The sequence below is a fragment of the Leisingera sp. G5_S3_59_S7 genome (genome assembly GCF_054968485.1).
On the sequence record NZ_JBQKUH010000040.1, the window covers coordinates 1 to 24,789 of the forward strand.

Annotated in this window: 21 protein-coding genes and 1 tRNA gene; 5 read left to right on the plus strand and 17 right to left on the minus strand. The window is 63.2% G+C overall.

Annotation, left to right across the window (positions count from 1 at the left end; translation table 11 throughout):
* From ACTRWG_RS16215 to pcaC, 4 genes are all read right to left on the minus strand, one after another.
* A partial coding sequence (locus tag ACTRWG_RS16215; RefSeq protein WP_462829599.1) for a 3-oxoadipate:acetyl-CoA acetyltransferase occupies nucleotides 1–799 on the minus strand: 799 nt, incomplete at its 3' end.
* Between the two features lie 11 nt (nucleotides 800–810).
* Entirely contained in the window at nucleotides 811–1,431 is a 621-nt protein-coding gene (pcaG, locus tag ACTRWG_RS16220; RefSeq protein ID WP_027236633.1) for a protocatechuate 3,4-dioxygenase subunit alpha, read from the minus strand.
* The gene (pcaH, locus tag ACTRWG_RS16225; RefSeq protein ID WP_027236634.1) at nucleotides 1,431–2,168 is read right to left on the minus strand and encodes a protocatechuate 3,4-dioxygenase subunit beta; all 738 of its coding nucleotides are present in this window, start codon (nucleotides 2,166–2,168) and stop codon (nucleotides 1,431–1,433) included. Before pcaH ends, pcaG begins: the two co-directional genes overlap by 1 nt.
* Nucleotides 2,165–2,560, minus strand: a complete 396-nt coding sequence (gene pcaC / locus ACTRWG_RS16230; RefSeq protein WP_027236635.1) for a 4-carboxymuconolactone decarboxylase — start codon at nucleotides 2,558–2,560, stop codon at nucleotides 2,165–2,167. The genes pcaH and pcaC overlap by 4 nt, the downstream gene beginning before the upstream one ends.
* 86 nt (nucleotides 2,561–2,646) lie before the next feature.
* On the opposite strand from pcaC, the gene pcaQ reads away from it, so the two are divergent.
* Together pcaQ and ACTRWG_RS16240 are read left to right on the plus strand one after the other, a co-directional pair.
* Nucleotides 2,647–3,573 carry a pca operon transcription factor PcaQ gene (gene pcaQ / locus ACTRWG_RS16235; RefSeq protein WP_027236636.1) on the plus strand — a complete coding sequence of 309 codons (927 nt, stop codon included), beginning with the start codon at nucleotides 2,647–2,649 and terminating at the stop codon, nucleotides 3,571–3,573.
* A gap of 119 nt (nucleotides 3,574–3,692) precedes the next feature.
* Nucleotides 3,693–4,604 (plus strand): MBL fold metallo-hydrolase, encoded by a 912-nt coding sequence (locus ACTRWG_RS16240; protein WP_462829600.1) that lies wholly within the window; start codon nucleotides 3,693–3,695, stop codon nucleotides 4,602–4,604.
* A gap of 169 nt (nucleotides 4,605–4,773) precedes the next feature.
* Here the strand turns inward: ACTRWG_RS16240 and ACTRWG_RS16245 are convergent, their stop codons facing one another.
* From ACTRWG_RS16245 to ACTRWG_RS16285, 9 genes are all read right to left on the minus strand, one after another.
* Complete coding sequence (locus tag ACTRWG_RS16245; RefSeq protein ID WP_462829601.1) at nucleotides 4,774–7,422, minus strand: methyl-accepting chemotaxis protein; 2,649 nt, start codon at nucleotides 7,420–7,422, stop codon at nucleotides 4,774–4,776.
* A gap of 257 nt (nucleotides 7,423–7,679) precedes the next feature.
* Complete coding sequence (locus ACTRWG_RS16250; protein ID WP_027236639.1) at nucleotides 7,680–8,138, minus strand: hypothetical protein; 459 nt, start codon at nucleotides 8,136–8,138, stop codon at nucleotides 7,680–7,682.
* A gap of 165 nt (nucleotides 8,139–8,303) precedes the next feature.
* Nucleotides 8,304–9,962: a transcriptional regulator gene (locus tag ACTRWG_RS16255; protein ID WP_027236640.1), complete on the minus strand. Its 1,659-nt coding sequence runs from the start codon at nucleotides 9,960–9,962 to the stop codon at nucleotides 8,304–8,306.
* Nucleotides 9,963–10,883: 921 nt separating this feature from the next.
* Nucleotides 10,884–10,958 (minus strand) — tRNA-Gln (locus ACTRWG_RS16260).
* Nucleotides 10,959–11,253: 295 nt separating this feature from the next.
* Nucleotides 11,254–13,185, minus strand: a complete 1,932-nt coding sequence (locus tag ACTRWG_RS16265; RefSeq protein WP_027236641.1) for an acyl CoA:acetate/3-ketoacid CoA transferase — start codon at nucleotides 13,183–13,185, stop codon at nucleotides 11,254–11,256.
* Between the two features lie 226 nt (nucleotides 13,186–13,411).
* Nucleotides 13,412–15,445 carry a peroxidase family protein gene (locus tag ACTRWG_RS16270; protein WP_462829602.1) on the minus strand — a complete coding sequence of 678 codons (2,034 nt, stop codon included), beginning with the start codon at nucleotides 15,443–15,445 and terminating at the stop codon, nucleotides 13,412–13,414.
* 240 nt (nucleotides 15,446–15,685) lie between these two features.
* Nucleotides 15,686–18,067 (minus strand): hybrid sensor histidine kinase/response regulator, encoded by a 2,382-nt coding sequence (locus ACTRWG_RS16275; protein WP_462829603.1) that lies wholly within the window; start codon nucleotides 18,065–18,067, stop codon nucleotides 15,686–15,688.
* Between the two features lie 25 nt (nucleotides 18,068–18,092).
* Nucleotides 18,093–19,091 (minus strand): cytochrome-c peroxidase, encoded by a 999-nt coding sequence (locus ACTRWG_RS16280; protein ID WP_027236644.1) that lies wholly within the window; start codon nucleotides 19,089–19,091, stop codon nucleotides 18,093–18,095.
* A 121-nt stretch (nucleotides 19,092–19,212) separates the two neighbouring features.
* Entirely contained in the window at nucleotides 19,213–20,406 is a 1,194-nt protein-coding gene (locus ACTRWG_RS16285) for an NnrS family protein (protein WP_027236645.1), read from the minus strand.
* A 242-nt stretch (nucleotides 20,407–20,648) separates the two neighbouring features.
* On the opposite strand from ACTRWG_RS16285, the gene ACTRWG_RS16290 reads away from it, so the two are divergent.
* Nucleotides 20,649–21,344 carry a Crp/Fnr family transcriptional regulator gene (locus ACTRWG_RS16290; RefSeq protein ID WP_027236646.1) on the plus strand — a complete coding sequence of 232 codons (696 nt, stop codon included), beginning with the start codon at nucleotides 20,649–20,651 and terminating at the stop codon, nucleotides 21,342–21,344.
* Between the two features lie 208 nt (nucleotides 21,345–21,552).
* On the opposite strand, the gene ACTRWG_RS16295 is transcribed toward ACTRWG_RS16290, so the two are convergent.
* The 4 genes from ACTRWG_RS16295 to ACTRWG_RS16310 all read right to left on the minus strand — a co-directional run bounded on the left by ACTRWG_RS16295 (nucleotide 21,553) and on the right by ACTRWG_RS16310 (nucleotide 22,856).
* Nucleotides 21,553–21,753: a hypothetical protein gene (locus tag ACTRWG_RS16295; RefSeq protein WP_027236647.1), complete on the minus strand. Its 201-nt coding sequence runs from the start codon at nucleotides 21,751–21,753 to the stop codon at nucleotides 21,553–21,555.
* A 136-nt stretch (nucleotides 21,754–21,889) separates the two neighbouring features.
* Nucleotides 21,890–22,120: a DUF982 domain-containing protein gene (locus ACTRWG_RS16300; protein WP_084299582.1), complete on the minus strand. Its 231-nt coding sequence runs from the start codon at nucleotides 22,118–22,120 to the stop codon at nucleotides 21,890–21,892.
* Nucleotides 22,121–22,258: 138 nt separating this feature from the next.
* Nucleotides 22,259–22,465, minus strand: a complete 207-nt coding sequence (locus ACTRWG_RS16305) for a cold-shock protein (protein WP_027236649.1) — start codon at nucleotides 22,463–22,465, stop codon at nucleotides 22,259–22,261.
* Between the two features lie 178 nt (nucleotides 22,466–22,643).
* The gene (locus ACTRWG_RS16310; RefSeq protein WP_027236650.1) at nucleotides 22,644–22,856 is read right to left on the minus strand and encodes a hypothetical protein; all 213 of its coding nucleotides are present in this window, start codon (nucleotides 22,854–22,856) and stop codon (nucleotides 22,644–22,646) included.
* Between the two features lie 124 nt (nucleotides 22,857–22,980).
* Between ACTRWG_RS16310 and ACTRWG_RS16315 the strand changes: the two genes are divergently transcribed.
* Nucleotides 22,981–23,433 (plus strand): c-type cytochrome, encoded by a 453-nt coding sequence (locus ACTRWG_RS16315; RefSeq protein ID WP_027236651.1) that lies wholly within the window; start codon nucleotides 22,981–22,983, stop codon nucleotides 23,431–23,433.
* Nucleotides 23,434–23,445: 12 nt separating this feature from the next.
* Nucleotides 23,446–24,789, plus strand: coding sequence for a cbb3-type cytochrome c oxidase subunit I (locus tag ACTRWG_RS16320; RefSeq protein ID WP_462829604.1), 1,344 nt, complete (start codon nucleotides 23,446–23,448; stop codon nucleotides 24,787–24,789).

Sequence of the window (24,789 nt, forward strand, 5' to 3'; positions counted from 1 at the left end):
CCTGCTGCCAGGTGGCGACGGGGCGCTCATATTTCTCGCACAGGTCTGCCGCGCGTTTCACCAGCGCCGCGTTGGAGGGTGCAAGCGTCTCGCGGTCGAGCCGCATGTTGTCCTCCAGCCCGGTGCGCGTATGGCCGCCTGCGGCGATGGACCATTCGTTGACCAGGATCTGCCCCGGCCCGACACCGGCGCCGCACCACTGGGCCTCAGGTGCCAGCCGCTGCATGGTTTTGACGTAGTAGTCGAACACGTCCTTATCCACCGGCATCGCGTTCTTCACCCCCATCACGAACTGGACGTAAAGCGTGCCGGGAATGCGTCCCTCGCGGTTCATCTTCACCGCCTGGTGGATATGCGACAGGTCAAAGGCCTCAATCTCCGGCTTCACCTCATAGGTCCGCATCTCAGAGGCGAGCCAGTCCACCAGGTCGGGGGAGTTCTCGTAGACGCGGGTGGGGAAGTTGTTGGAGCCCACGGACAGCGACGCCATGTCGGGACGCAAGGGCAGCATCCCCCCGCGCTCGCGCCCGGCGCCGGAGCGGCCGCCGGTCGATAGCTGGATGATCATGCCGGGGCAGTGCTTCTGCAAACCTTCCATCAGGCGCGCGAACTTCTCCGGGTCCGAGGTTGGCGTCTGGTCGTCGTTGCGCACATGGCAATGGGCAATCGAAGCGCCGGCCTCAAACGCCTCTTGAGTGCTTTCGAGCTGTTCCGAAATGGTGACGGGCACCGCCGGGTTGTTCTCCTTGGTCGGGACCGAGCCGGTAATGGCGACGCAGATAATGCAGGGTTTGCTCATGGAATTCCCCTTCAGATGTCGAAAAACACGGTTTCATCCTCGCCTTGCAGGCGGATGTCGAAGCGGTAGACGGGCTTGCCGCCGCGTTCGCTGCGGCCGGCAATCAGGGTGGACCGGCGGCGCTCCCACTCTATCACATTCAGCACCGGGTCTGCCGCATTGGCCTCGCCCTCATCCTCAAAATAGAGCCTTGTGTTCAGCCCCACGTTGATGCCTCGGGCCACAATCCACAGGTTGATGTGCGGTGCCATCATCTGCCCGCCCCGGCCCAGGACCAGCCCCGGTTTCACCGTGTCAAAACCCCATTCACCGGTCTCGAAATCCGTGATCACCCGGCCCCAGCCGCGGAACCCCTCCTCTACATCGCCTGGGTGCTCAGGGTGGGCATAGATGCCCTCCGCATTGGCCTGCCAGGCCTCCAGCAGCACGTCCTTGACCGGCGAGCCAGTGCCGTCAACCACTACGCCCTCGACCCGGATCCGCTCTCCCTTGGCGCCGGGGCCGGCAATCTCCCAGCCTAGCTCCTGGTCGTAGATCTGGAATCCCGCCGCGCCGGGCGCGAGGCCGATATGGACGTAAGGGCCAGCGGTCTGCGAGGGGGTTTCCTTCAGATAATCAAGGCGCCGAGGCATCAGTTCCCCTCCAGCCGGTTTTCAAACAGAGTGGACCGCCGCCCGCGCAGCACGATGTCAAAGCGGTAGGCGATGGTGTCCAGCGGAATGGTCGCGTTCATGTCGAGCCGGGCAATCAGCATCTCCACTGCCTCATGATCCGGAATGGTGTTCACGATCGGGCAGCGCGCAATCAGCGGATCGCCTTCAAAATACAGCTGGGTGATCAGCCGCTGGGCAAAGCCGGTTCCGAAGACCGAAACGTGGATATGCGCCGGGCGCCAGTCGTTCACCCAGTTGCGCCAGGGGTAGGCGCCGGGTTTCACTGTGCGGAAATGGTAGCAGCCGTTTTCATCCGTCAGCGTCCGGCCGCAGCCGCCGAAATTCGGATCCAGCGCGCCGAGGTAGGTGTCCTTCTTGTGCCGGTAGCGGCCGGAGGCATTGGCCTGCCAAATCTCCACCAGCGTGTTCGGCACAGGCCGCGCGTTTTCATCCAGAACCCGGCCATGCACGATAATGCGCTCGCCGATCGGACTTTCGCCGGGCTGGGCGAAGTTGCTCAGCAGGTCATTGTCGGTGGCATTGATATCGTTATGTCCGAATACCGGGCCGGTGATCTCGCTGGCAGTGTTTTCCAGGCTGATCAGCGGAAACTGCGGCGAGCGGGTGACCGAGGTTTTGTAGTCCTGCGAGAGGGCAGGCGGATGCCAGCGGCGGTCGCGCTGATAAAATTCTCCCTGTTTCGGCGGTGTGCTCATGCGGGTTCCTCTCCTTCAGCTGCCATTGCGGCATAGGTCTCCTTGGCCAGTTTCAGCGCCTGATTGGCGCGCGGCACGCCGGCATAGATGGCCACATGCTGGAACGCTTCCTGCACGTCTGCCTGGCTGGCGCCGGTGCGGGCGGTGGCGCGAATGTGCATCGGGATCTCAGCGAAATTACCGGTCGCCGCCAGCAGCGCCAGTGTCAGCATCGACCGTTCCCGCAAGGATATCCGGTCCGACGCCCAGACCGTGCCCCAGGCGGCCTCAGTAATCAGCTCCTGAAATGGCTGGTCCAGTGGGGTCTTGGCGGTCTCGGCGCGGTCCACATGGGCATCGCCCAGCACCCTGCGCCGGACCTGCATGCCGCGGTCGTATCGGTCTTGCGTCATTGCGATCTCCCTTTGCTTGGGAGTATCGCATACCGCAGGTGAGCTGTATAATCCCCAGTCAGGCATAAAGTGATACCAAAAGTGATATGCGACTTTCGTCCTCTTTGAAGCTGCGCCATCTTGAAGTCTTCGTCGAAGTGGCCCGAAAGATGAGCGTTACCCAGGCGGCCGAGGCGCTGGGCATGACCCAGCCGGCGGTCACCCGGGCGCTGCGCGAATTGGAGGCAGTTTGCGGCAAGCCGCTGGTGGAGAAACATGGGCGTGGCATCCGGCTCAGCAGCTATGGCGAGTTGTTCCGGGACCATGCCGGACGCAGCCTGGCGCTGGCGCGTGACGGGGTGGCGCTGTTGCAGGGGCTGGGCGAGGCGGAAGGGCCGCAGGTGGCTATCGGGGCGCTGCCCACCGTGGCCGCGGACCTGGTGCCGGACACGCTGGCGCAGCTGCGTGCAGGCAGTGCGCCGGGCCGTTTCATGGTGATGTCCGGCGGCAATCACTATCTGATCGACCAGCTGCGCCGCGGTAGTCTGGATGTGGTGGTCGGCCGGCTGCCTGCGCCGGAAACCATGGCCGGGGTAGAGTTCGACCCTTTGTACCGCGAGCGCGTGGCGGTGGTGGTCGCGAAAAGCCACCCGCTGGCCGGAGTTGCCCATCTGCCGCCGGGTGTGTTTGACGACTACCCGGTGCTGATGCCGTCCGAAGGCTCTATAATCCGCCCCTTCGTCGAGCGGATGTTTCTGGAGCAGGGGCTGGCGCTGCCGCGCTTCCCGGTCGAGACGGTGTCCCCTTCGTTCGGCCGGCGCTTTGTGCTGGCGCATCAGGCGGTCTGGGTCATCAGCCACGGCGTGGTGCGGCCTGATCTGGAGGCTGGAACCATGACGGTGCTGCCGGTGAACACCGACAGCACTTTAGGCCCGGTTGGACTGTGCACCCGCCGTGAGCATCAGCTCAGCCCCGCCGCGCAGCGGTTTTGCGCCGCGCTGCGCAGCCATTGCGCCGCTCTGGGCTTCACTTGAAGTCATTGCGGGCAGCCCTGCGGCAATGCAGGCGTTTCCCTTTGGCTCGTCACACTATATAATTCATCAAATGCGATATTTGCATTTGATGCGGACTGAGTGAAGCGGGAGGAGAGGTCATGGCCTTGAGCAGACGGAATTTCGGCCTGGCGGCTGCGGCGGGGCTGGCTGCGGCGGCGGCACCCGGATGGGCTCTGGCCCGGATCGCGCTGGGGGCGAAGAGGATTGAAACGCTGTCGGACGGCCACCTTACCCTGCCGCAGGAGTTCGTCTTTGGCGGGCTTGACCCGGAAGCGCTGCAGCCGCTGCTGCAGAGCCACGGGATCGGGGCCGGGCCGCTGACGCCGGAGGTCAATGTGACCCTGCTCAGGGACGAGGGCCGGGTGGTGCTGTTTGACGCGGGCTCCGGGCCCGGGTTTCAGAACAGCGCGGGCAAGCTCCCTATGGCGCTGGAAGCCATCGGTGTCGCCCCGGAGGAGGTAACGCATGTGGTCTTTACCCATTGCCATCCGGATCACCTCTGGGGGGTGCTGGATGATTTCGACGATGTGCTGTTTCCCGAAGCTGTTTTTCTGATGGGCCAGGGCGAATGGGACTATTGGTACGATCCGGACACCGCCGCCAGCATCGGCAGCAGCCGCGCTGCCATGGCCGCCGGGGCCCGCCGCCGGATGGAGGTGCTGGAAGACAGGATGCAGCTGTTCGCCGATGGCACGGAAATCCTGCCTGGTGTTGCCGCCCAGGCCACCCGCGGCCACACGCCGGGGCATATGTCCTTCGAGATCCGCAGCGGCAGTGAAAGTGTTCTGATCCTGGGGGACGCAATTGGCAATGACCATGTCAGTTTCGCTGAACCGACCTGGCCGGTTGGCTCTGATCAAGACCCCCAGACTGCGGCTGCGACGCGCTTGCGCCTGCTGGACCAGCTGGCGTCGGAGCAAATGCGGCTGATCGGTTACCATCTGCCTGGCGGCGGAATCGGGCGGGCGGAGCGATCCGGCAGCGGTTACCGCTTCGTGCCTGAGGGTTAGGGGCGGGGCTTTTTGCCGGTGCCGCCGGTGCGGCCAGCCCTGGTGCTTTCCGGCGGGGCCTGAGCTTGCCGTTCCGGACTGAACCGCGCGGCCAGTGCTCCACCAGGCTGGTCAGGCCCAAGCCGGTCTGAATCAGCCCCCGGCAAGGAGGCCAAGCCTGCTCAGTATTCTAAGCTTGCAGCCGCCAGGTGTCCTCATGCTCCAGGCTGCTGCTGTCCTGCCCGGGCTCTGCAGCTTGGGTGCGGAAGGCGCCGATGGCTCCCGCCATGGCCTGAGCTTCCCTGGACAGGCCCAGGCTGGAGGAGGTGACCTCCTCGAACAATGCCGCGTTGCGGGTGGTGGCGTCATCAAGATTGGCCATCGCCGTATTAATCTCCTGAAGACTTCCGGACTGTTCGGAGGACGCCTGGGAAATGGACTTCATCAGGTCGGCTGCGCTGGCGACGGAGGCGGAGATTTCGCCGATTGCCGCGCGGGTTTGTTCGACCAGATCCGCGCCAAGCTCAACGTTCTGGCCGGCTTCATCCACAAGCGCAGCGATTTCCGTGGCGGCCTCCTTGGACCGGTGCGCCAGAGTCCGCACTTCGGAGGCGACGACGGCAAAGCCTTTGCCGACAGTGCCGGCGCGGGCCGCTTCGACGCCAGCATTCAGCGCCAGCAGATTCGTCTGCTGGGCAATTGCCTCGATCATGCCGATGATCCGGGAAATCTTCTCGGAACTGTCCTTGATCGCTTCCATCGCGCCGTAGGTCCGCTTCACCACCTCAATGCTCTCGCTGGCATTCTGGCGCGCCGCCTCCACCGAGGCAGAAGCCTCGCCCGAGGCCTGGGCGGTGCCGGCGATGGAAACCGAAAGCTGGTTCACCGCAGCCGCTGTTCCGGCCAGGGTCTGCGCGGTGTGCTCTGAACGCTCGGAAAGGTTGCGGGAGGCCGATGAGATTTCGGTGCTGCCGCCGGCAATCGACTGGCCGCTGGTGCTGAGGCTGCGCACCGAGGCTTCCAGCTTTTCAAGGGCCGCGTTGAAGTCATCGCGCAATTTGGCATAGCCCTCGCCCATTTCGCCGCGGATGCGGTAGGTGAGATCCCCCTGGGACAGCCGCTCCAGACCGCTGCCGATGGCTGTCACCGCGGCCGTCTGCTCGGCCACGCGCGCCTCGCGCTCAGCTTCGGCTGCGGCCTCTACTTCGGCTTTTTGCACCAGCCCGTCGCGGAACACCGACAGCGCCGTTGCGATGCGGTAGATTTCATCGCTGGAACGCTCATAACCGGTCACCGGGCGCAGATTCCCCGCAGCCAGCCGTTCAGTTGTGCCGCTGATGTCGGCCAGCGGGCGCAGGATGAGGATCCGGGTCAGGACCAGTGCTGCCAGGAACACCGCCGCCGCCACAGCCGCCAGGATCTGCAGCTGCCGCTGCGTCGCGGTGACATCGCTGGCAAGCCCATCCGCGATCGAGGCAATCTCCAGCTGGCTTTCAGCGCCGAGCCCGGTCGCCTTGTGGGCAAATTCAAGCACCGCCTCCACAGTGGCCTGCGACGCAACGGCAGCTTCGGCAGCGGCCTCCAGCGCCGCGGCCTTGAACACCGGCAGGCCTTGGGAGGGGTCGGCCAGCGCGATCATCCCTTCCAGCTCCTGGGCGAAAACCCCGTCATTGAACCCGCTGTAGCCCGCCAGCGCAGCGGCGGCTTCCTGCAGCGGTCCGACAGCGGCCCGGGCGGCGGAAATCTGATGCGCGGCGGCCATGTCCAGCGCGGCGACCTGGAAGGCGCTGATCCAGCCATTGATTTCCAGCAGCTGCTGCAGAACGCCGACCTGGTTGTCCAGCAGGCCCTGGATGGCGGTGCGGTTGTCGGCGCTGGCCTGGGTCGCCGCAACTGACAGGGTGAACACCATCCGCTCCATCGACTGGGTCAGCGGGCGCACGCTGGCGTTGCGGGCAGCCAGCACATCTTTGCGGCTGTCTTTCAGCTCCTTGCGGCTGGCCGTCAGCGTATATCGGAACAGCTCAACGGACTCGCGGACCTTTTTCGCCCGGACGGCATCCAGGCCCAGCTCCTCGAGACGGCCCAAAACCGGCTCCAGCCGCTTTAATGCGTCCTTGGCCATTTTCTTGAGCTCCCGTTTGGTAGGCACGTCGCGCACGTGCCCGAGCGCCAGTGCCGCTCCGGACAGGATGCTGATGTCCGCCCGCGCTTCCAGCAGCGTCTGCAGGCCGCCGAATTGCTGTTCCACCAGATTGTTAAGGACCTCATCGACCTGGATGATGGTCTCTTCGCCGCCTGCCATCAGGCTGTCGCGGGCTTCGGAGGCGACCATGACAAGTTTGTTCTGCAGCGTCTGGCTCAGGGTTTGCAGGCTGGCGGTCTGGGCGTCGATCGAGGCTTGATTTTGAAAGGCGCCCTTGCGTGCCGCAATCAGGTTGCTGAGCATTTCAGCAGCGGCGGCTTCCTCCGGCGCGAACAGAGCCTGTTCTCCGGCGGGCAGCTCCGCAACAGTGTCGTCGAGATTTGCGATAGCGGCGGCGGCCTGTTCCTCGGCCTGGGCCAGGTCCTCAACCGATCCGGCCTGCAAAACGCCGATCATCGTATTCTTGGCCCGGCTTGCAGCGTTCACCAGCCGGCTGCTCATCTCCAGCTGCGGCACCTTCTCCTGCGTCAGAACTTCCATCTGGCGGCCGGTCTGCGAAAACACCAGAGTGACCAGAATTCCCCCTGCGGCACAGGCCGCGCCCATCGTCATCAGAATAAGCGTGATCTTGGCGCCGATGCTGGAAAACAGCCGGAAACGGCGCCGTGCAGGAAGGTCATTTTTAATCGTCATAGTCTCACCCAAGGCATCCGTCCGCTTTCATCCGAGCCTGGGCCAGTCAGGGAGGCACCCCGCTGGCGCGAAGGTCAGGCCAGGTATTAAAGGTGCAGGTCCACTGCCGCGCAGCACCCGCTCTCTCCGTTAGAAGGGCGGAAAGAATCTAAAAAAAGCATGAGCAGAGGCGGGAAAGTCAGTTGCATTTTACCGGCCGCCACTTTGTGCGGCGGCGCTGGGCGGGGGGGGGGCTGCGGATGCCCTCAGGGCTGCGCCTAGAAAGATTCCGAGAGCCGCCGCATGGCGTGCAAGGGCAGGTTCACGGTATCTGCCGCCGGACGGTAGCCGCTCAGCGGGTCGAACTCATGGCGGATCTGGCCGCCCTCGCGGCAGGAAGTCAGTAGAACCGGGCGGTCATTGACCCGCTCGCCTGACACCGAGACCGGCAATGTGCCGGTGAGCCAGCCGCCATAGCTGACGGCGCCATTGGGGCCGCGGATGACAATCTCAAAATAGTCCAAGGCTGCCATGCGGAATATGAGGTCCGGCGCGCCTTCCAGTTTGCCGCCAAGATGCCCGACCGTCAGCTCTGCGCCGATCAGATTGCTGACTGAGTACCCCCAGCGGTGCATGAAGTCTTCCACAATGCCGAGAATTTCCTGCGTCCGCTCTTCGGGCTGCACAGCCGGGCCGAAGTCAGAGAAACGCCGATCAAATGCCAGTACTGTGCTCACGCCTTCTCCCTGCACCGTCCTTTACGGATCATTATCTGCCCGGTCACCCGCCGGGTCTTGGCGGATGCTAGCACGCTTGGCCTGGTCTTCAGATAAAAGATTCCGTTCGGATGCGCATTTCCCCGCGTCACCCTGCGGCTGAGAAGGAGTATTGTCCGGCCGGGGCTATTCAGGCACCCCGGCCCGCCGCAGCGCAGAGGCCCATTCCGGTCCGGCCGGGCTCATTGCGGCCGGGTTGTCGCGCTGGAATTGCGACAGGCAGAATTTCGGCGCTGCCTCAAGCAATGTCTGCACCGTGGACCGGGCTTCGTCGTCCCGGCCGGACATCTGCAGGGCAATCGCCTTGGAGCGCAGCGGCACCGGGAAGGCGCCCTTGGCCTCCAGCGAGCGGTCGGCCAGTTCGATCGCCCGGCCGTAGTTGCGGGCAGACAGATGCGCGAGGGCCGAGATCGCGTCGAAGTAGTAGCGCTGCGGCCCCAAAGGGGTCAGCTGACGGGCCGCGTCTGTCATCTGCACCGCCTCGTCCGGCATGTCCTGATAGGCCAGCGTCGCCCCTTTCAGCAGCAGCGCCAGGGCTTCGTTCGGGTTGTCGCGCAGAGCCAGGTCATACGCATCCTGCGCCAGATCGAACCGGAAGGTCAGGTGGCTGGAGATGAGCCCCTTGAGCGTATGGGCCAGTGAAAAGGCGGGCGCCCCTTCGATGGCCGCTTCCGCCATCCTGCTGGCGAGGCGGCTGTCTTCCTCCCGATTCGGCGAAAGCCCTTTCTCAACCCGCATCACGTGCCAGAAGCCCATCCAGGTGAGCGGCAGCGCATGTTTCGGCTCCCGCTCCAGCAGATGGGACAGGATCTCATGCGCCCGCTGGAATTTCCGCACGTCCATTTCCTGCATCAGCGAAATTGCGGCCATCAGCAGCACATGGCTTTCCAGCGCCTTCAGCGGCTTGAACCCGGCCAGGCGGACCGCCTCGCCTGCAGCGCTTTGGCCGATCTGCAGCGTGGCGTTCCGGAGCACTGAACTGCGTCCCTCCAGCAGGCTGCTCTTGCTGCCTTCGAAGCTGCGTGACCAGATCACCTTCTCGCGGACCGCATCATGCAGGTCTATTTCCGCGCGGAACCGGCTGCCTTCGCTGGAGACCGTTCCGGAAATCAGATAATCGACCCCTGCGATCGAAGAAACCTCGGCCGGGCGGACCGTGTCCGGGTCAAACTGGCGCGAGGCCAGATAGGAGGTCACTGAAAAGGCCCAGCTGCGCGACAGGTGCCGTGACAGCTCTTCGGACATCAGCGATCCAAGTGGTGCATCCGCCGAGCCCGGCGACCGGTGGACAAAAGGCAAAACCGCAATCGAGGGCAGCAACCTGTCCAGGATCACACGCCCCGGCGTCGCACCGGCGAGCGGCGACGGCTGCGCAGAACTGCGGGCAAACTCCGCCCGGGTCTCCGTCAGCCATGCGTTAAAGACAGTTTCATGAGGCAGCTCAAAGCCTTCCATGAATTCTGCATTGCCCGTGCAGCTGTCCAGCTCCACCCGGGTCAGGTCCAGGATGACCCGTTCGCGGTTGGCAAACAGCAGCTTGGCCGCCTCTGGCCCCAGATGCCGCCGCAGCGTCGACAGAGCCGTGCGCAGGCTCGCCTTGGCCTGCTCCGGTTGCGCCAGGCACCACAGTGTCTTCTCCAGAAAGGCCCGCGTCCGGATCCCTCCGTCGGCTGTGGACAGCAGTGACATCAGCGCCTGATGCTTGGCCCCCAGCTGTACGCTCGCTCCATCCGCGTCAAAGACGCCAAAAGCTCCAAACCGGCAAATCTTGAGAAAGACAGTCATCCGTCAACCCCACTAAACGATTGTTGCATCTGATATTAAACCACCATCACATTGCATTGTCTTTATTTATTTTGCAATTGCTGGTTGTAATTTATTGAGCCTTGGGGCGGCGCCATGATGCGCAGTCACGTGGAGGGCTTTCTCAACCTATCATAGTTGACCTTGCGTAAGTCATCAACCGCATCGCTCAGCAGCTGTTCCGCCGGCTAAACCGCAGCTTCGCAAGGAGGCTCCTGTTGTATCGAGAGCACTGGCTGCCGCGCACGGAATACGTGCAAACTCTGGCCCTCGGCAGAGCGCGCGGCGGGCAGCCGAAATTTGCCCCATCTGACCAAAGGCGCGGCGGAAGTATGCACAGAGACGCGCGGGGTGAGAGGGCATGGCGCTGACTTCTAGACACCGCGACCGCGGTCATACCGAATTTTCGCAGTGCAAAACCCCAATTATCGAGATGCCGAAACGAAAGAGCCGGTCGCCTGAGTTAAAGGCCGGCTTCAGAGGCGGGGCGCTGACGGGTGCTGGGTGACGGCAACAGTGCGGCGGCCCAAGATGCGGTTCCGAAGGCGGTAGGCGGCGGCCGCGAGGTTCGTCTACTGTGTCGTCAACCTGGCAGTCATCAGGACGACGACGATGGTTCGGCATCGGCGCGGTAACGAACTGTGCTGTCGGCCAGAGCATCTGGTGGAAGGGTCAGCGGCGGATAACAAGCGCTACGACTGGGATCACTGGGCGAACGGTGTGGACTTCAGCTTGCACTAACCCGTGGCGATGGCCTCCAGCGATCTACTGGGGGCCTCCCGATCCACCCGAGACACCCGTTCAGAAGCCGCCAGCAGCACGCCAAAACACTGGGGCCGAAAACGGGGGCAGTTCGGCTCTTTCGAGCTCGTTAGCGTCTTGCAATGTTCGGAAGAAGGCCGATGGCTGGGGTGGTAGGATTCGAACCTACGGTACACGGTACCAAAAACCGCTGCCTTACCACTTGGCTACACCCCATCGGTGAGGCGCTGTCTAAAGTTTGTTGCGGAGGGGTGCAAGAGGGTTTTTGAAAAAAAATGCAGTTCTTTCTCAAAGCTCCCCGCAAAACCTGCCGGCGGGCTGTTTAACACCGTCGGATAAGGGGCTTCAAGGCAGGATCCGCGAACGAAATTAAGGGGTTGTGAGAATGCTCGCCCAAGGTTTTCGAGGCGTGAACCGGTCCCGAAAGTGGACTTGATGAGGATAATCTGGCGGGCCGGGGCCGAAGAAATGCGGCCAGCCCGATGACGGGCTGGCGCCGGGCGAAACAGTCTCAGGAGCCCCAGATGGCCTGATGCGCTTCCTCGCCGCTTTCGAATATGTGCGGCTGCACGCTGCGGCTGGCCAGCTCGCCCTGCATCTTCAGGCGCATGAAGGCGCTGGTGGTGTAATGGGCAACAGAGGCGCTGTTCTTCTCCAGCGTTTCACCGACGGAGGCGGCGTAGCCGTCCTGCAGGTCCTCGGCGATGCGGAAGCCGTTCTGGTTCATCACAATGTTCACGTCACGGCCGCTCTTGGCGAAAGCGTTCCGCAGGACGCGGTCCAGATCCTCGACATCCTGCTTCTTGCGCACGCTCCAGCCTTCGAGGTTGAGGAACATGGTGTGACGGGCGGCGTCATAGGTGACGCGTTCGGAGAGGTTGAGGTTCAACAGGTCGTTCATCAGCCCCATCGGCTCATCCCGGAAGATGCGCGTGTCCATCAGGGCGACGTTTTCGATGATCGGCTTGAACTCCATCTGATCGAGGATGTCGCGCTGCAGGTCGATGCCGGGGGCGATCTCGATCAGCTCCAGGCCCTTGGGGGTCAGCTGCAGCACGCAGCGTTCGGTGACGTACAGAACCGGCTGCGAGCGCTGCGAGGCGTAAGGCCCCGAGAAGGTGATCTGTTCGATCAGGCGGACGAATTTCTTGTTGCGGCCCTCCTGGACGATGCGCAGCTCGCCGTTTTCCACCGCCACTTTCAGCCCGCCCGCGGTGAAGGTGCCGGCAAAAACCACGGCGCGGGAGTTCTGGGAGATGTTGATAAAGCCGCCGCAGCCATTGAGGCGGCCGCCGAAGCGGGAGGCGTTGACGCTGCCCTCGGCGTCGCATTCGGCCATGCCGAGGCAGGTGAGGTCCAGCCCGCCGCCGTCATAGAAATCGAACATCTGGTTCTGGTCAATGATGGCGTCGGCATTGGCGGAGGAGCCGAAGCTGGAGCCGCCTGCCAGCACGCCGCCGACGGCGCCGGCCTCAGTAGTCAGGGTGATATAGGGGGTGGCTTTTTCCTCGTTGGCCACGGCAGCGACGCCGTCGGGCGCGCCGACGCCGAGGTTCACCGCGCCGTTGGGCGGCAGCTCAAAGGCGGCACGGCGGGCGATGATCTTGCGCTGGTCCAGCGGCATCTTAGCAATGCCTTCGACCGGCACCCGGATTTCGCCCGAAAGCGCCGGATTGTGCTGAACGCCATAATTCATCCGGTGCATTTCCGGGTCCTCGGCGACGCAAACGCAGTCCACCAGCAGGCCGGGGATTTTCACGTCCTTCGGCTTGATCGAGCCGTCCTCTACGATGCGTTCGACTTGGGCGATCACGATGCCGCCGTTGTTGTGGGCGGCCATCGCCTGGGCCAGGCAGTCCAGCGTCAGCGCCTCGCGTTCCATGCTGATGTTGCCGGAGCGGTCGGCGCTGGTGCCGCGGATAAAGGCGACGTCGATCTTGGTGGCCTTGTAGAACAGCCAGTCTTCGCCATCGACTTCGACATGCTTGACGATATCCTCCTCGGTCACCTTGTTGACTCTGCCGCCGCCATGGCGCGGGTCGACATAGGTGTGCAGGCCGACCTTGGAGAACAGCCCGGGCTGGCCGGCGGCGCATGCGCGGTAGAGCTGGGAGATCACCCCCTGGGGCAGGTTGTAGCCGCAAATCTTGTTCTCTTGCGCCGCTTGGGCGACCTTGGGCATCCTCCCGAAGTTGCCGGCGATCACCCGGCGCAAGAGGCCGTCGTGATGCAGCCGCCCGGTGCCCAGCCCCTTGCTGTCTCCGGCACCCGCACACATGATCAGCGTGAGGTCGCGGGGGGCGCCCTGTTCCAGGAACCGTTTTTCCAGCGCTGCGTGCAGCATTTCAGGAATGCAGCTTTGCACGAAACCGGTTGTGGTTACGACATCCCCGTCCCGGATCAGCGCCATCGCCTGTTCGGTGGTGGTTGTCTTGTCTTTCATGGCGGCGCGTCCTCCCCGATGCCGGTTGCCGTCTGTTCAGAACCTGCGTCCTGACGGCGGCATGATCGGGAATGTTAGGCCCGCGCCGGCGCGGGGCAGTCCTTCGATTGCGTCAGCGGATCGAGAACTTACGACATCGGTCAGCCACGTCTGGCTGGAAGTTTCCGATCGGCGCCTGCAATTTCCGCGGCCGGGCCGTTTTGTATACTGCTGCCGGCAATTGGGCCTAGAAAAAGCTTGCCCCGGCGTCCAGCCAATCGCTCAGGGTGATGCCTTCGAAGGTCACGGAGCAGCCGTCGCCGAATGCAAAAGTCAGCCCGTCGGCAGTGTCTTTGGCTTGCGCGGTCCAGGAGTGCGGGCCAATGATTTTCGTACTGTCGACACCGAGTTCGAAGTCCGAAATTGTATCCGCGCCTGTTTTTTGGGTGTTGAACACGAAGCAATCTGCGCCTGCTCCGCCGGTCAGGACGTCATCGCCTTTGCCGCCAGCCAAAGTGTCGTTTCCCGTGCCGCCTTCCAGGGTGTCGCGGCCTGACCCGCCCGTAAGGACGTCATTATGGCTGCCGCCTGACAGGAAGTCGGCTGCGCCGCCGCCCTTCAGCCTGTCCGCGCCGCTGCCTCCGTCCAGGCAATCGCTGCCCCGGTTTCCGGTCAGGATGTCCCTGCCGCCGCCCCCCTGCAGGTCGTCATCACCGGAATTGCCGGAAAGGACATCCGCGCCTTTGCGGCCAAAAATGAAGTCCTGGCCGGACCCGCCGCTCAGAACGTCGTCGCTGGCCGTTCCGGCAATCCTGTCCATGGCGGCAAAGGCATCCTTTTGCAGATTCTGAACATCCGTATTGCGCAGAATAACGTCAGACAGGGACGTGTCCCAAAGCGCCTTCAGATCCTCTGCCGGGATGCCTTCGCGGCCCTCGCTCCAGAACGGGTCGCCGTCGCGCAGGCGGGTGAACTGATCAATCATCACAAGCGTGAAGGTCTGCCCCAGCAGCCCATTGCCAAAAGCATCCTCGGCAAGGCCGCCAATCCAGGCGTCGACCAGGTCGGTATCGCCATAAGCTTCTTCCAGCTTGGCGGCCAGCGCCGCGTCGGAGGTAATGTCGGAGAAGCTTTCCGCGCGGGACAGACCCAGAGCCTCGCGCAGATCATTATAGCTGGCCACCCCCATGTCGCGCCCGCGCTGGATGTTCAGCGCGGCCAGATCCAGCCCGCCGGCACCCGGCGGCCCGAACAGGAAGGAGCGCACGTCTTCGACCACCTTGGTGTCGATGGCTTCGGATGTCTGGGTGGCCGCCCCGCGCAGGACACTTTCGACCATGCCTTTCTGGCTGACCAGTTGCGGCTGGAAAAACGCATCGCGCAACGCCAGCGGGTCCAGCTGGGTGCCGTTTTCGGTGACCCGCTGCAGGTTGGCCGACAGCAGGGTATGCCCCAGCCGGTAGACGGCGCCGGAAAACTCAATCGCAATTCCCGGGTTCACCTCCGGGTCATGGCCCTGGTAGGCGCCAAAGGCATCATCGCCCAGCAGAACCGGCAGAAACTCCTTGAAGGTGATGGCTTGCACCAGGGCCTCGACCCGGGCGCGGGCGGCCTCGAACAGCTGATCGTCGGTCAGCGACGGGTCCCTTGCCGCCAGCTCTTCAACCAGCCGGTTGTGCTCGCGGGTGAACAGCGTGTGCATCGAGGTCAGGGCTACGTTTTCGGCGGCGCGGACATCGCCGGTCAGGAAACCGTCGCCTTCGAGGTTGAGGAATTGATCCTCAGTCATCTTCAGCTTGCCGCCCTGGTCCCGCATTGCCGCAACCATCTCTGCGGTCGAGCCATAGATCATCGAGGCGTCGATGCAGGCGGTGATCTCGTTGAGGAATTCCCCGTCGTGCTGTTCCACCCGGGTGAAAGGAATGATGGCGCTGCCGGTGCCGAAGGGATCAAAGAACGGATCGCCTTCGGGGACTGCTATGTCTGCATGCTCGCCGCTTTCGGTGCCGGTGAGCGACAAGTCATGGTCCAGGAACTGGCCCCAGATCCAAAGGAAATCCGACGCTCCGGCGGCATTTGCCGTTTCCCCGGTCTGGGCGGACAGGATGTTGGACACTTCGCGAGAGTTCGGCCTGTCCGCGCCCGCCATTTCGCCATCCGGCCCCAGCGCGCTGCCCGCAAGCCTCAGCAGCTCTGTGCCGGTTGCGCCCCAGTCAGGATGGTCTGGATTTGCGGACGTGCCATCGGAGGGCCGTGCGGCCCCAATCTGTAAACTGGACATGTGATCCCCCAATCACTCGTAAAAAACAATGTCACCGGAAATGCCATCGCGCGGCCCCGGAAACGCCTGTGCGCCCCGTGCCGCCGAACGCCGATATCCCCCGCAGAGGCAGCCGTGCGCGGGCTGCAGTTTTCAGGTAGTGCTTCACGATTTCGTGTCAAACCGTGGGTTTTCGTGAATACGGCGGCGCCGGCCGATTGCACTCGCCCCGGCGAGAGCCGCCGTGCGGGATTGGGGTGTTCAGGCCTGCCTGGCCTGCGGCGCGGCACCGCCGGTATCGCTGGTTCTGGTCCACTTGGCAATTTGTCCCAGCAGTTCCTTCTTGCGCACCGGTTTGGACAGGAACCCCACCATGCCCGCCGCGCGGCAGGCGGCCTCGTCGGTGCTCAGCACATTGGCGGTCAGTGCCAGAATCGGGCAGGGCGCGCGGCTGTTTTCCTGCTCCCACGCCCGCAGCCGGCGGGTTGCCTCAAGCCCGTCCATCACCGGCATCGACATATCCATCAGCACAAGGTCGAACGGCTGCGCGGCAAAGGTTTCGACCGCTTCCTGGCCGTTGCTGCAAATGGTCATCTGGATGCCTGACGGGCCAAGCATCTTTTGCAGAACCAGCTGGTTGGTGCGGTTGTCCTCTGCCACCAGCAGCCGCAGGCTGCTGAACCCGGCAGCAGCCTGTCTGGCCGCTTCTGATTGCGGCGCCGGGACGGCAGGCGCGGCACCGGGGTGCAAGGCCTCTTGCAGTGTCTGCAGCAGCACCCTGTTGCGGGCGGGTTTCATCAGCACGTGCAAGGTCTTGCACTGCTTGAGCGCCTGGTAGTCTGAGATCAGCCGGCTGCCGACGCAAAACACGACCGGCAGCTCGCGGCAGCCGGGCAGGCTGTGCAGCCGCTGGCACAGGTTTCTGGCTTGCTCCAGCGGCACGCTGTTCTCAACCAGCACCAGGTCAGGCTGCTGCTGCCGGGCGGCCAGCGCTTCTATCTGCTCCAGCAGCTCCGCCGCGCCGGGCGGGACCATTGTCTCGGCACCCCAGAATGCCAGCTGGCGCAGCCGCACATCGCGGGAAAACGGCAGATCGGCGACCACGGCAACCCGTTTGCCGGACAGCGGCCTGGAAGGTGCCGGTGACGGGGCCGCAACCGGCAGCGTCAGGCAAACCGTGAAACAGGAGCCCTTGCCGCTCTTTGAGACCACGTCGATACGCCCGCCCATGGCCTGTGCCAGCCGTGACGAGATGGCCAGCCCCAGACCGGTGCCCTCAAAGCGCCGGGCGGTGGTGCTTTCCACCTGTTCGAAGGCGTGGAAGATCTGGCCGATGCTGTCTTCGGGAATGCCGACGCCGGTGTCGCGGACGTCGATGCACAGCGGGATGTTGTGGCTGGGATCGTAATTGAGGGTGATGCTGATATGGCCTTCGAGGGTGAATTTAACGGCGTTGCCAACCAGGTTCATCAGGATCTGCCGCACCCGGCCGCTGTCGCCGATAAATTCTGGCGGCGTGTGTTCCGGGATGTCGATACAGATTTCCACACCCTTGGCGGTGGCGCTGGGCGACATCAGTGTGGCCACGTCATAGATCACATCGCGCAGGTTGAACGGCTGCTGCAGCATTTGCGCCTTGCCGGCTTCCAGCTTTGAAAAGTCGAGAATGTCATTGACGATGCGCAGCAGCGCCTCGGAGGAGGCCAGGATGGTGCCGGTGCAGGATTTCTGCTCCGGGTTAAGCTGGGTCTCGTTCAGCACTTCCGCCATTCCCAGCACCCCGTTGATCGGGGTGCGGATTTCGTGGCTCATGGTTGCCAGAAAGCGCGACTTGGTCTCAGTTGCGGCCTCCGCGCGGGCCTTTTCCTGCTGCAAATGCTCGGCAATCCGCTTTTTTTCCTGCAAGCTCGCATCAAGCGTGTCGAGCGCCGCAAACACGGCCCCGATTTCGTCTTCGGCTTTCGGCGGGCCGGATTGCTCCCCGCTGGCCAGCCGCTGCAGCGTGGCGGCGGCCGACTGGATCGCTGCTGAAATGGTATGGGCCTTGCGCATCGAGAAGATCAGCGCCGCGGCCATCATCAGCGCAGTTCCTGTCAGACCAAGAACAAAGATACGCGACAGCGCCTGGTTGGCTGCCGCGACGGTTTGCTCCGCGTGCACTGCAGCAAGGGAGGTCACCATCGCGGCCTGCCGGGTGACGGCCTCGCTGCTCATCATCAGCGCGCTGAGGGTCGGGATCTCTTGGGCCGGTTTGATGCTGAGCAGAACAACTGCCATCTGGCACCATTCGGCCAGCATATCGTTCAGCGCTTCGGCCTCGGCCCTGAGCGGCCCTGGCAGCGGTTGCTGCAGCAAGGCGCTGAGGTCGCGGTTTATGACCTGAAGATGCGCCTGGAAGTTTTCGGCCACTTCTTCCTGCGGGATCAGCCGGGTCATCGACAGCACATCCTGGGCATAGGTTTGGGCGGCCGTGATGCCGGTGCTGACGCTGCTGGTGCGGCGGGTGACTTCCAGTGCGGCTTCCAGCACGGCGTCTTTGCGGCTGGAGGCATAGACCGCCATGCCGCCGACCAGCAGCACTGCAAACAGCGCGGCCACCGTGATGACAAGTACCGGCAGGACAATGGATCGCTTGATGATCATGAAAGGATGCCTTCAGCCGCGCGCATCAATTGGCCGGCAGGATCGGTGTGGGCACATTGGTTTCATTGTCCGTCAGTGTCTCAAGAAAGGCGATCAGGTCTGCAATATCGCCCTCGCTGGCGGCGAACCCGTTGATGTCCGTCTGCCGCTCAATTCCGGCAGCGCCGCCATCGGCATAATGACGGATGACCGCAGTCAGCGACGGCAGCGACCCGTCGTGCATATAGGGCGCCCGCAAGACGATATTGCGCAGCCCCGGGGTCTTGAAGCGGAAGTACCCGGTTGGGTCTTGCGGCGGCACGCCGCCGCCGCCCAGGTCCGTGGCGGGCAGTCCGATATCATGCATCCTGTTGTCGGTGAACATCCAGCCGGAATGGCAGGACACGCAGTTTGCGCGCCCGGTGAACAAAGTAAAGCCGCGCTTGGCGGCTTCTGATACCGCGCTGGTATCGCCGCTGACCCAGCGGTCAAAGCCGGCGACCCCGCTGACGATTGTCCGCTGATAGGTTGCCAGTGCGGTAAGGATGGTCTCCTTGCGGATGCCCTGGCCGGGAAACAGCCGCTCAAACCAGGCCTTGTACTCGGTCACTGCCGTCAGGCGGGCGACGATGTCCTCAAAACTCGCGTTCATTTCATCCGGTGCGGTGATCGGGCCGACAGCCTGCTCTTCCAGGCTGGCCGCCCGTCCGTCCCAGAACAGCGGGGTGATCCAGGCGGCATTCAGGATCGTCGGCGCGTGGCGGTGCACGGGGTTGTCGGAAGCGCCGATTGCCTTGGGCACCGGGGTTTCCCAGCCGAAGGAGGGGTTGTGGCAGCTGGAACAGCTGATGTTCTGTGCGCCGGACAAGCGCGGGTCGAAAAACAGCATCTTGCCCAGGGTGGCGACACCGCGGTCATACGGCGCGTTTTCGGGGAACGGTACCGTATCCGGACGCCGGAACGCATCAAGCCCGGCGGGTTGCGCCAGGCTCTGGATAGCCCAAAACAGCAGCGGCACCACAGCGGCGGCAGCTTTCCACTGCATTCAGGACCTCCTCTAGCAATCCATTTCTACCTACCCGGAATGGCAGCATCTGAGAAGGCCGTTAATTTTGCGTGAGACATGCATGTTTGCTGGGGCAGAGCAGGCGGGCCACCGCCCCGGGCTAAGGCTTTCCGGAAACTTTCTTGGGGCCGATGCGCCGGGTGACCAGCCAGGGCCCGGTTTTCAGCACCATCAAAGCAAATCCCGCGGTCCATACCACAGCCGAAACGGTGATCCCGTCCCAGCCAGCGGCGAGCTCTGCACTGCCTGCAAGGCGCAAGGCGGCAGCGCCCAGCAGCAGCATGAACGCAAGGGTCAGGGCAGGGCCAGCAACCAGCGGGCGGCCGCTGTGGCCCATGGTGGCGCGCATCATTACCGCCAGCGTCATGCCGCCGATGGCGCCGATGCCCAGGATATGCGCCGCCGCCGCAGGTTCCAGCAGGCCAAAGGGAACCCCGCCCGCGGCGATCAGCCCGGCCGGCACCAGCGCATAAGCCAGGTGCAGCATCAGCAGCAGCGGATCCGGCAGGGTGGCAAGGCCGCGCCAGCGCGCCAGCCGCACAAGGTGCAGCACACCGGCTGCCAGCAGCAGCGCGCCGCTAAGGGCGGCCCAGGGCGCGGCGGTCCAGGCCAGCAGCGCCGCGGCGCCGACGACCAGCGTCACCGCATCGAATTTCCCGAACGGCACCGGCATCTTTGCAGCCCCGCGTTTGGCCAGCCAGTTGCGGGTAAAGCTGGGAATGATCCGGCCGCCGATCAGCATGATCAGAAAGATCAGAACCGCAATGCCCAAACGGCGCGAGAAATCCGCCGTGCCTTGGGTCATCGCCTCAAGGTGAAAGCAGACGTTGGCGAGGCCCAGAAGGGTAACCGGCACCAGGACCTTGAGGTTGCGCCAGTTCTCGCCGGCAATGATCTCACGCGCGATCATGGCTATGACTGCGGCCAGAAAGGCGCAGTCGGCAACCATCACACCCAGCGCGGGCAGCCCCAGCCAGCCCGCCGCTGCCATCCGCCCCAACAGCCACACTCCCGACAGCAGCGCCAGCGGCCAGCCGCGCGCGGGCATCCGGCCGGTCCAGTTCGGCACTGCGGTGAACAGGAAGCCCGCCACCACCGCGGCGCCATAGCCAAAGATCATCTCGTGAATGTGCCAGTCAGTCGCCGGAAACGGCCCGCTGTAATCCAGATCGCCGCGCCAGATCAGCAGCCAAGCGGGAATTGCCGTCAGAGCAAACAGGCAAGCCCCCAGAAAGAACGGCCTGAAGCCGAAGGAAAACAGAATAGGGCCAGTGTATTCGGTTCGCGCAGCCATGGTGGCCTCCATGCGTCCGGTCAACGTCAGGCGGGCGGCACTGGTCAGGTGCCGCCCGCCGGTTCAGCGCAAGGGACGCAATCTTTCGCCGAACCCCGTGGATCAGCTCCGGCGGGCTGGGAGGAGGGAGGCTCCCCCGGATCCGGGTTCCCGTTTTTTCCCGCACGGTTGTTTCCTCTGCCGCCACTATGCGATAACGGCGGGGTGACCTCTTTGTCCTTCAGCAAACTTGCGGTGCATTCTTGTCCAAGCTCGACGAAAGCCTCCTGACCGGGCTGCCGCCCTTCAGCCAGCTGGAACGCGGCCAGATCCGTGAAATCCTCGACCAGGCGCTGCCTAAACGCTATGACGAGGGGACGGAGATCTTTCACGAGGGCCATGATGCCGAGCGGTTCCACCTGCTGCTGGACGGCTATATCCGGGTGGTGAAGACGACCGAGGGCGGCGAGCAGATCATCGCGCTGCATATTTCGCCAGGGCAATTGTTCGGGATCGCGCCCGCGCTGAACCGCGACACCTATCCGGCTACGGCCATTGCCGCCTCGGAATCGCTGGCCCTGTCCTGGCCGGTGCGGCTGTGGGGGGAGTTCACTTCCAAGTACCAGGGCTTTGCCACCGAAAGCTACAGCACCCTGGGCCAGCGGCTGGGGGAGATGCAGACGCGGATCACCGAATTGGCCACACAGGCGGTGGAGCAAAGGGTGGCGGCGGCGCTTCTGCGGATGGTGACCCAGTCGGGCCGCAAGGTGGAGGAGGGGATCGAAATCGCCTTTCCGGTAACCCGCCGCAATATCTCAGAGATGACCGGCACTACGCTGCACACCGTCAGCCGCCTGTTGTCGGCCTGGGAAAAGGACGGCATCGTGCACTCCACCCGCAAACACATCGTGGTGACGGACCCGCATAGGCTGGTAGTCCTGAGCGGGGCGCAGGGGTAGCAACCGCGGGCAGACCGGGCCGTGTTCCGCTGTCCGGCCGGATGGGTGCAGGCGAAGCGCGGATCAGCAGGCCCGCGTACAGGTTGCCCGGATGCAAAAGAAAACCTTGCGCAAAAGCCGTAAGGCCATTCGCAGAAGTTATTGTCCGCGCCGCCTGGCAGCCCGGCCATGCCCGGTGTTCAGTTCAATTGGCCATTTCGGGCCCGAGTCACTTGTCCTGGGAGTCGTTCAGGGGCTGGTTGCCGCGCTCGTATTGAAGCCGGGAACGTCTAAGGCGCTCAATTTTGTTGCGGCGCAATTCGTTTTCATCCTCCAGGATTTCACGCGCTGCACGCGCGGTCTTTTCCATCGCCGTTTCCTTGCGGGTCAGGCCGGCAAGTTTCAATTCCTCAGTATTAAGCTTGGACATCTGTTCACTCCTGTGAGGCTGATTTTGGGGAGGTTTCAAGTGCGCGCGCGAGAGTTCAGTTCGGACCTTCTTCCAACTGCGCCAGAAGGCCGGTGGAAGCGGCGCTGCAGCGGCTGCGCCGGTCAAACGCGGCAGGTTACGCGGCGGCGGCAGCGTTTGCTTGAAAACCAGCGGTGCTGACTGCCGAGAGGAATGCGGCACGGGCGGCGCCGACGGGCGCGAGACAGTCCATGGCTGCATCAATCTTCTCAAGCGCAACATCCCGGTTGCGGTCGGAAACCGGCCAGGCTTTCTGCAGCCAGAAATGGGCTTGTTCGATTGTAGTGATTTTTCGGGTCCGGCCCTCGGAAGGCAGGAAAATGGTCATGGGAGTGCCCCAGGAGATTTCAATCAAGTTTTATCTTTCTGTATTATGGAAAACCGCATCTGAAAGACAGGTCCGGCAGATGCGCGAAACGGGAGCATGGCAACATGCTCCCGCTGAGAGTTTCAGGCCGGCAGCGGCTTATGCGAGGGCGAGATTGCTGGCGGACTCGCGTCCGTCGCGGCCGCTTTCGATGTCGAAAGTCACGGCCTGGCCGTCGTCAAGCTGCTGGATGCCAGAGCGTTCCAGGGCGGAAATATGGACAAAAACGTCGCGCGAGCCGTGCTCGGGCGCGATGAAACCAAAACCTTTTTGAGAATTGAACCATTTCACGGTGCCATTAGCCATCGTGTCGTCTCCTTTTGAAATGCTATCCGCAACACGCGATAGCCCGGCCCAGTGTCAACATAAGAACAACTGGGGCCGTGAGGAAACAGAAGGTCGTAGGAAGAAGCTTTGCTCCATCAAGGTGGGGTATGCGACCCGCGATTGCAAGGGACCATCGGCAATATCTTGAAAATAGTTTTCAAACAGCGCCCGCCACTCCCTTCAGCTGCTCGCGGAACGCCATCTCCTCCAGCCCGTATTCCTCACAGGCGTCGATCAGCGTGTGAAAGGGGGCGATCGGGCAGCCGGGGCAAAGCATCTGACGGTTCATGAACTCGCCCGCGCAGGCGGGCCAGTGGTGGAACAGCTCTGACAAGGGCAGGTCGGGATTGTCGAAATCGGGGCGTCGCATCGGGCATCCTCCTTTTCCTGCATTTTGCGTGCAGCAATGCGCCCGGTCTTTGCGCTTCAACAACATATGCGGCGGTGCGCACGTTTAGGCAGGGCCTATCCGCAACTGTACTCAGGACCGCGATATGTCAGAGATACTTACCAAGTCGCGGGCCAGGAACGTGTTCTACGGGGGCTCCTTGTTCTTCGTCGTCGTGTTCGTGGCCATGACCGCGCACAGCCACCGTTATATCACCCAAACATCCACCGCTGGCATGGAGCTGACCGACGAGGTGCGCCAGGGCAAGCATGTGTGGGAACGCCATTCCTGCATCAACTGCCACACGCTGCATGGCGAGGGCGCCTATTTTGCCCCCGAAGTGGGCAACGTGATGACCCGCTGGGGCATGCTGGACGATCCCGAAGGCGCCTATGAAATGCTCGACGGCTGGATGAAGTCGCAGCCCTCCGGCATCGAGGGCCGCCGCCAGATGCCGTACTTCGAGCTGACCGAGGAAGAGACCAAGGCCTTGGCCGAATTCCTGCGCTGGGCGGATCAGACCGATACCCAGAACTGGCCGCCGAACGACGCAGGCTGAGGGAGAGAAACAATGAAATATCAATCACAAAAGGTGGCCTACGCCTACTTCATGGTGGCCATGGGCCTGTTTGCCATTCAGGTCCTGGGCGGTCTGCTGGCCGGCTGGATCTATGTCTGGCCCAACACTCTGAGCGAGCTTTTGCCGTTCAACATCGTGCGGATGCTGCACACCAACGCGCTGATCGTCTGGCTGCTGCTGGGCTTCTTCGGTGCTGCCTATTACCTGGTGCCGGAAGAATCCGAGCGTGAGCTGTTCTCGGTGAAACTCGCCTACATACAGCTGGCCATTCTGGTCGTCGGCACCTTGGGCGCAGTCGGCTCTTATCTCGTGGGCATCCACGGCGGGCGGGAGTTCCTGGAGCAGCCCCTGTGGGTCAAGTTCGGCATCCTGGTTGCGGCGGTGATCTTCCTCGTGAATATCTCCCTGACCGTGCTGGCGGGGCGCAAGACCGCGATCACCAACATCCTGCTGATGGGCCTGTGGCTGCTGTCGCTCTTGTGGATCTTTGCCTTCATCAACCCGGACAACCTCAGCTTGGACAAGATGTACTGGTGGTTCGTTGTCCACCTGTGGGTCGAAGCGACTTGGGAACTGGTGATGGCTGCAATCCTTGGCTACCTGATGCTGAAACTGACCGGTGTTGACCGCGAGGTGGTGGAGAAGTGGCTTTACGTCATCGTGGCGCTGGCATTGTTCTCCGGCATCCTGGGCACTGGCCACCACTTCTTCTGGATCGGCACGCCTGGCTACTGGCAGTGGATCGGCTCGATTTTCTCGACCCTCGAAGTGATCCCGTTCTTCGCGATGATGAGCTTTGCCTTTGTCATGGTCTGGAAGGGCCGCAAGAACCACCCGAACAAGGCCGCGCTCCTGTGGTCGCTGGGTGCCTCCACCGTGGCCTTCTTCGGCGCCGGCGTCTGGGGTTTCCTGCACACGCTGCACGGGGTGAACTACTATACCCACGGCACCCAGATCACCGCCGCCCACGGGCACCTGGCCTTCTACGGAGCCTATGTGGCGATGAACCTGGCGATTTTCACCTATGCGATGCCGCAACTGCGCAACCGCGATCCCTATAACCAGGTGCTGAACATGGCCTCCTTCTGGCTGATGACCGGCGGCATGGCGTTCATGACCTTTGTGCTGACCTTTGCCGGCACCATCCAGACCCATATGCAGCGCATTGTCGGCGACTATTACATGGACGTGCAGGACCAGTTGGGACTGTTCTACCTGATGCGCCTCGGCTCTGGCGCGGTGGTGGTCCTGGGTGCGCTCTTGTTCATCTACGCAACCGTCGTGGTCCGCCGCGAAGTCATCAAACCCGGCCCCGCGGCCGTACCGGGAGAATAA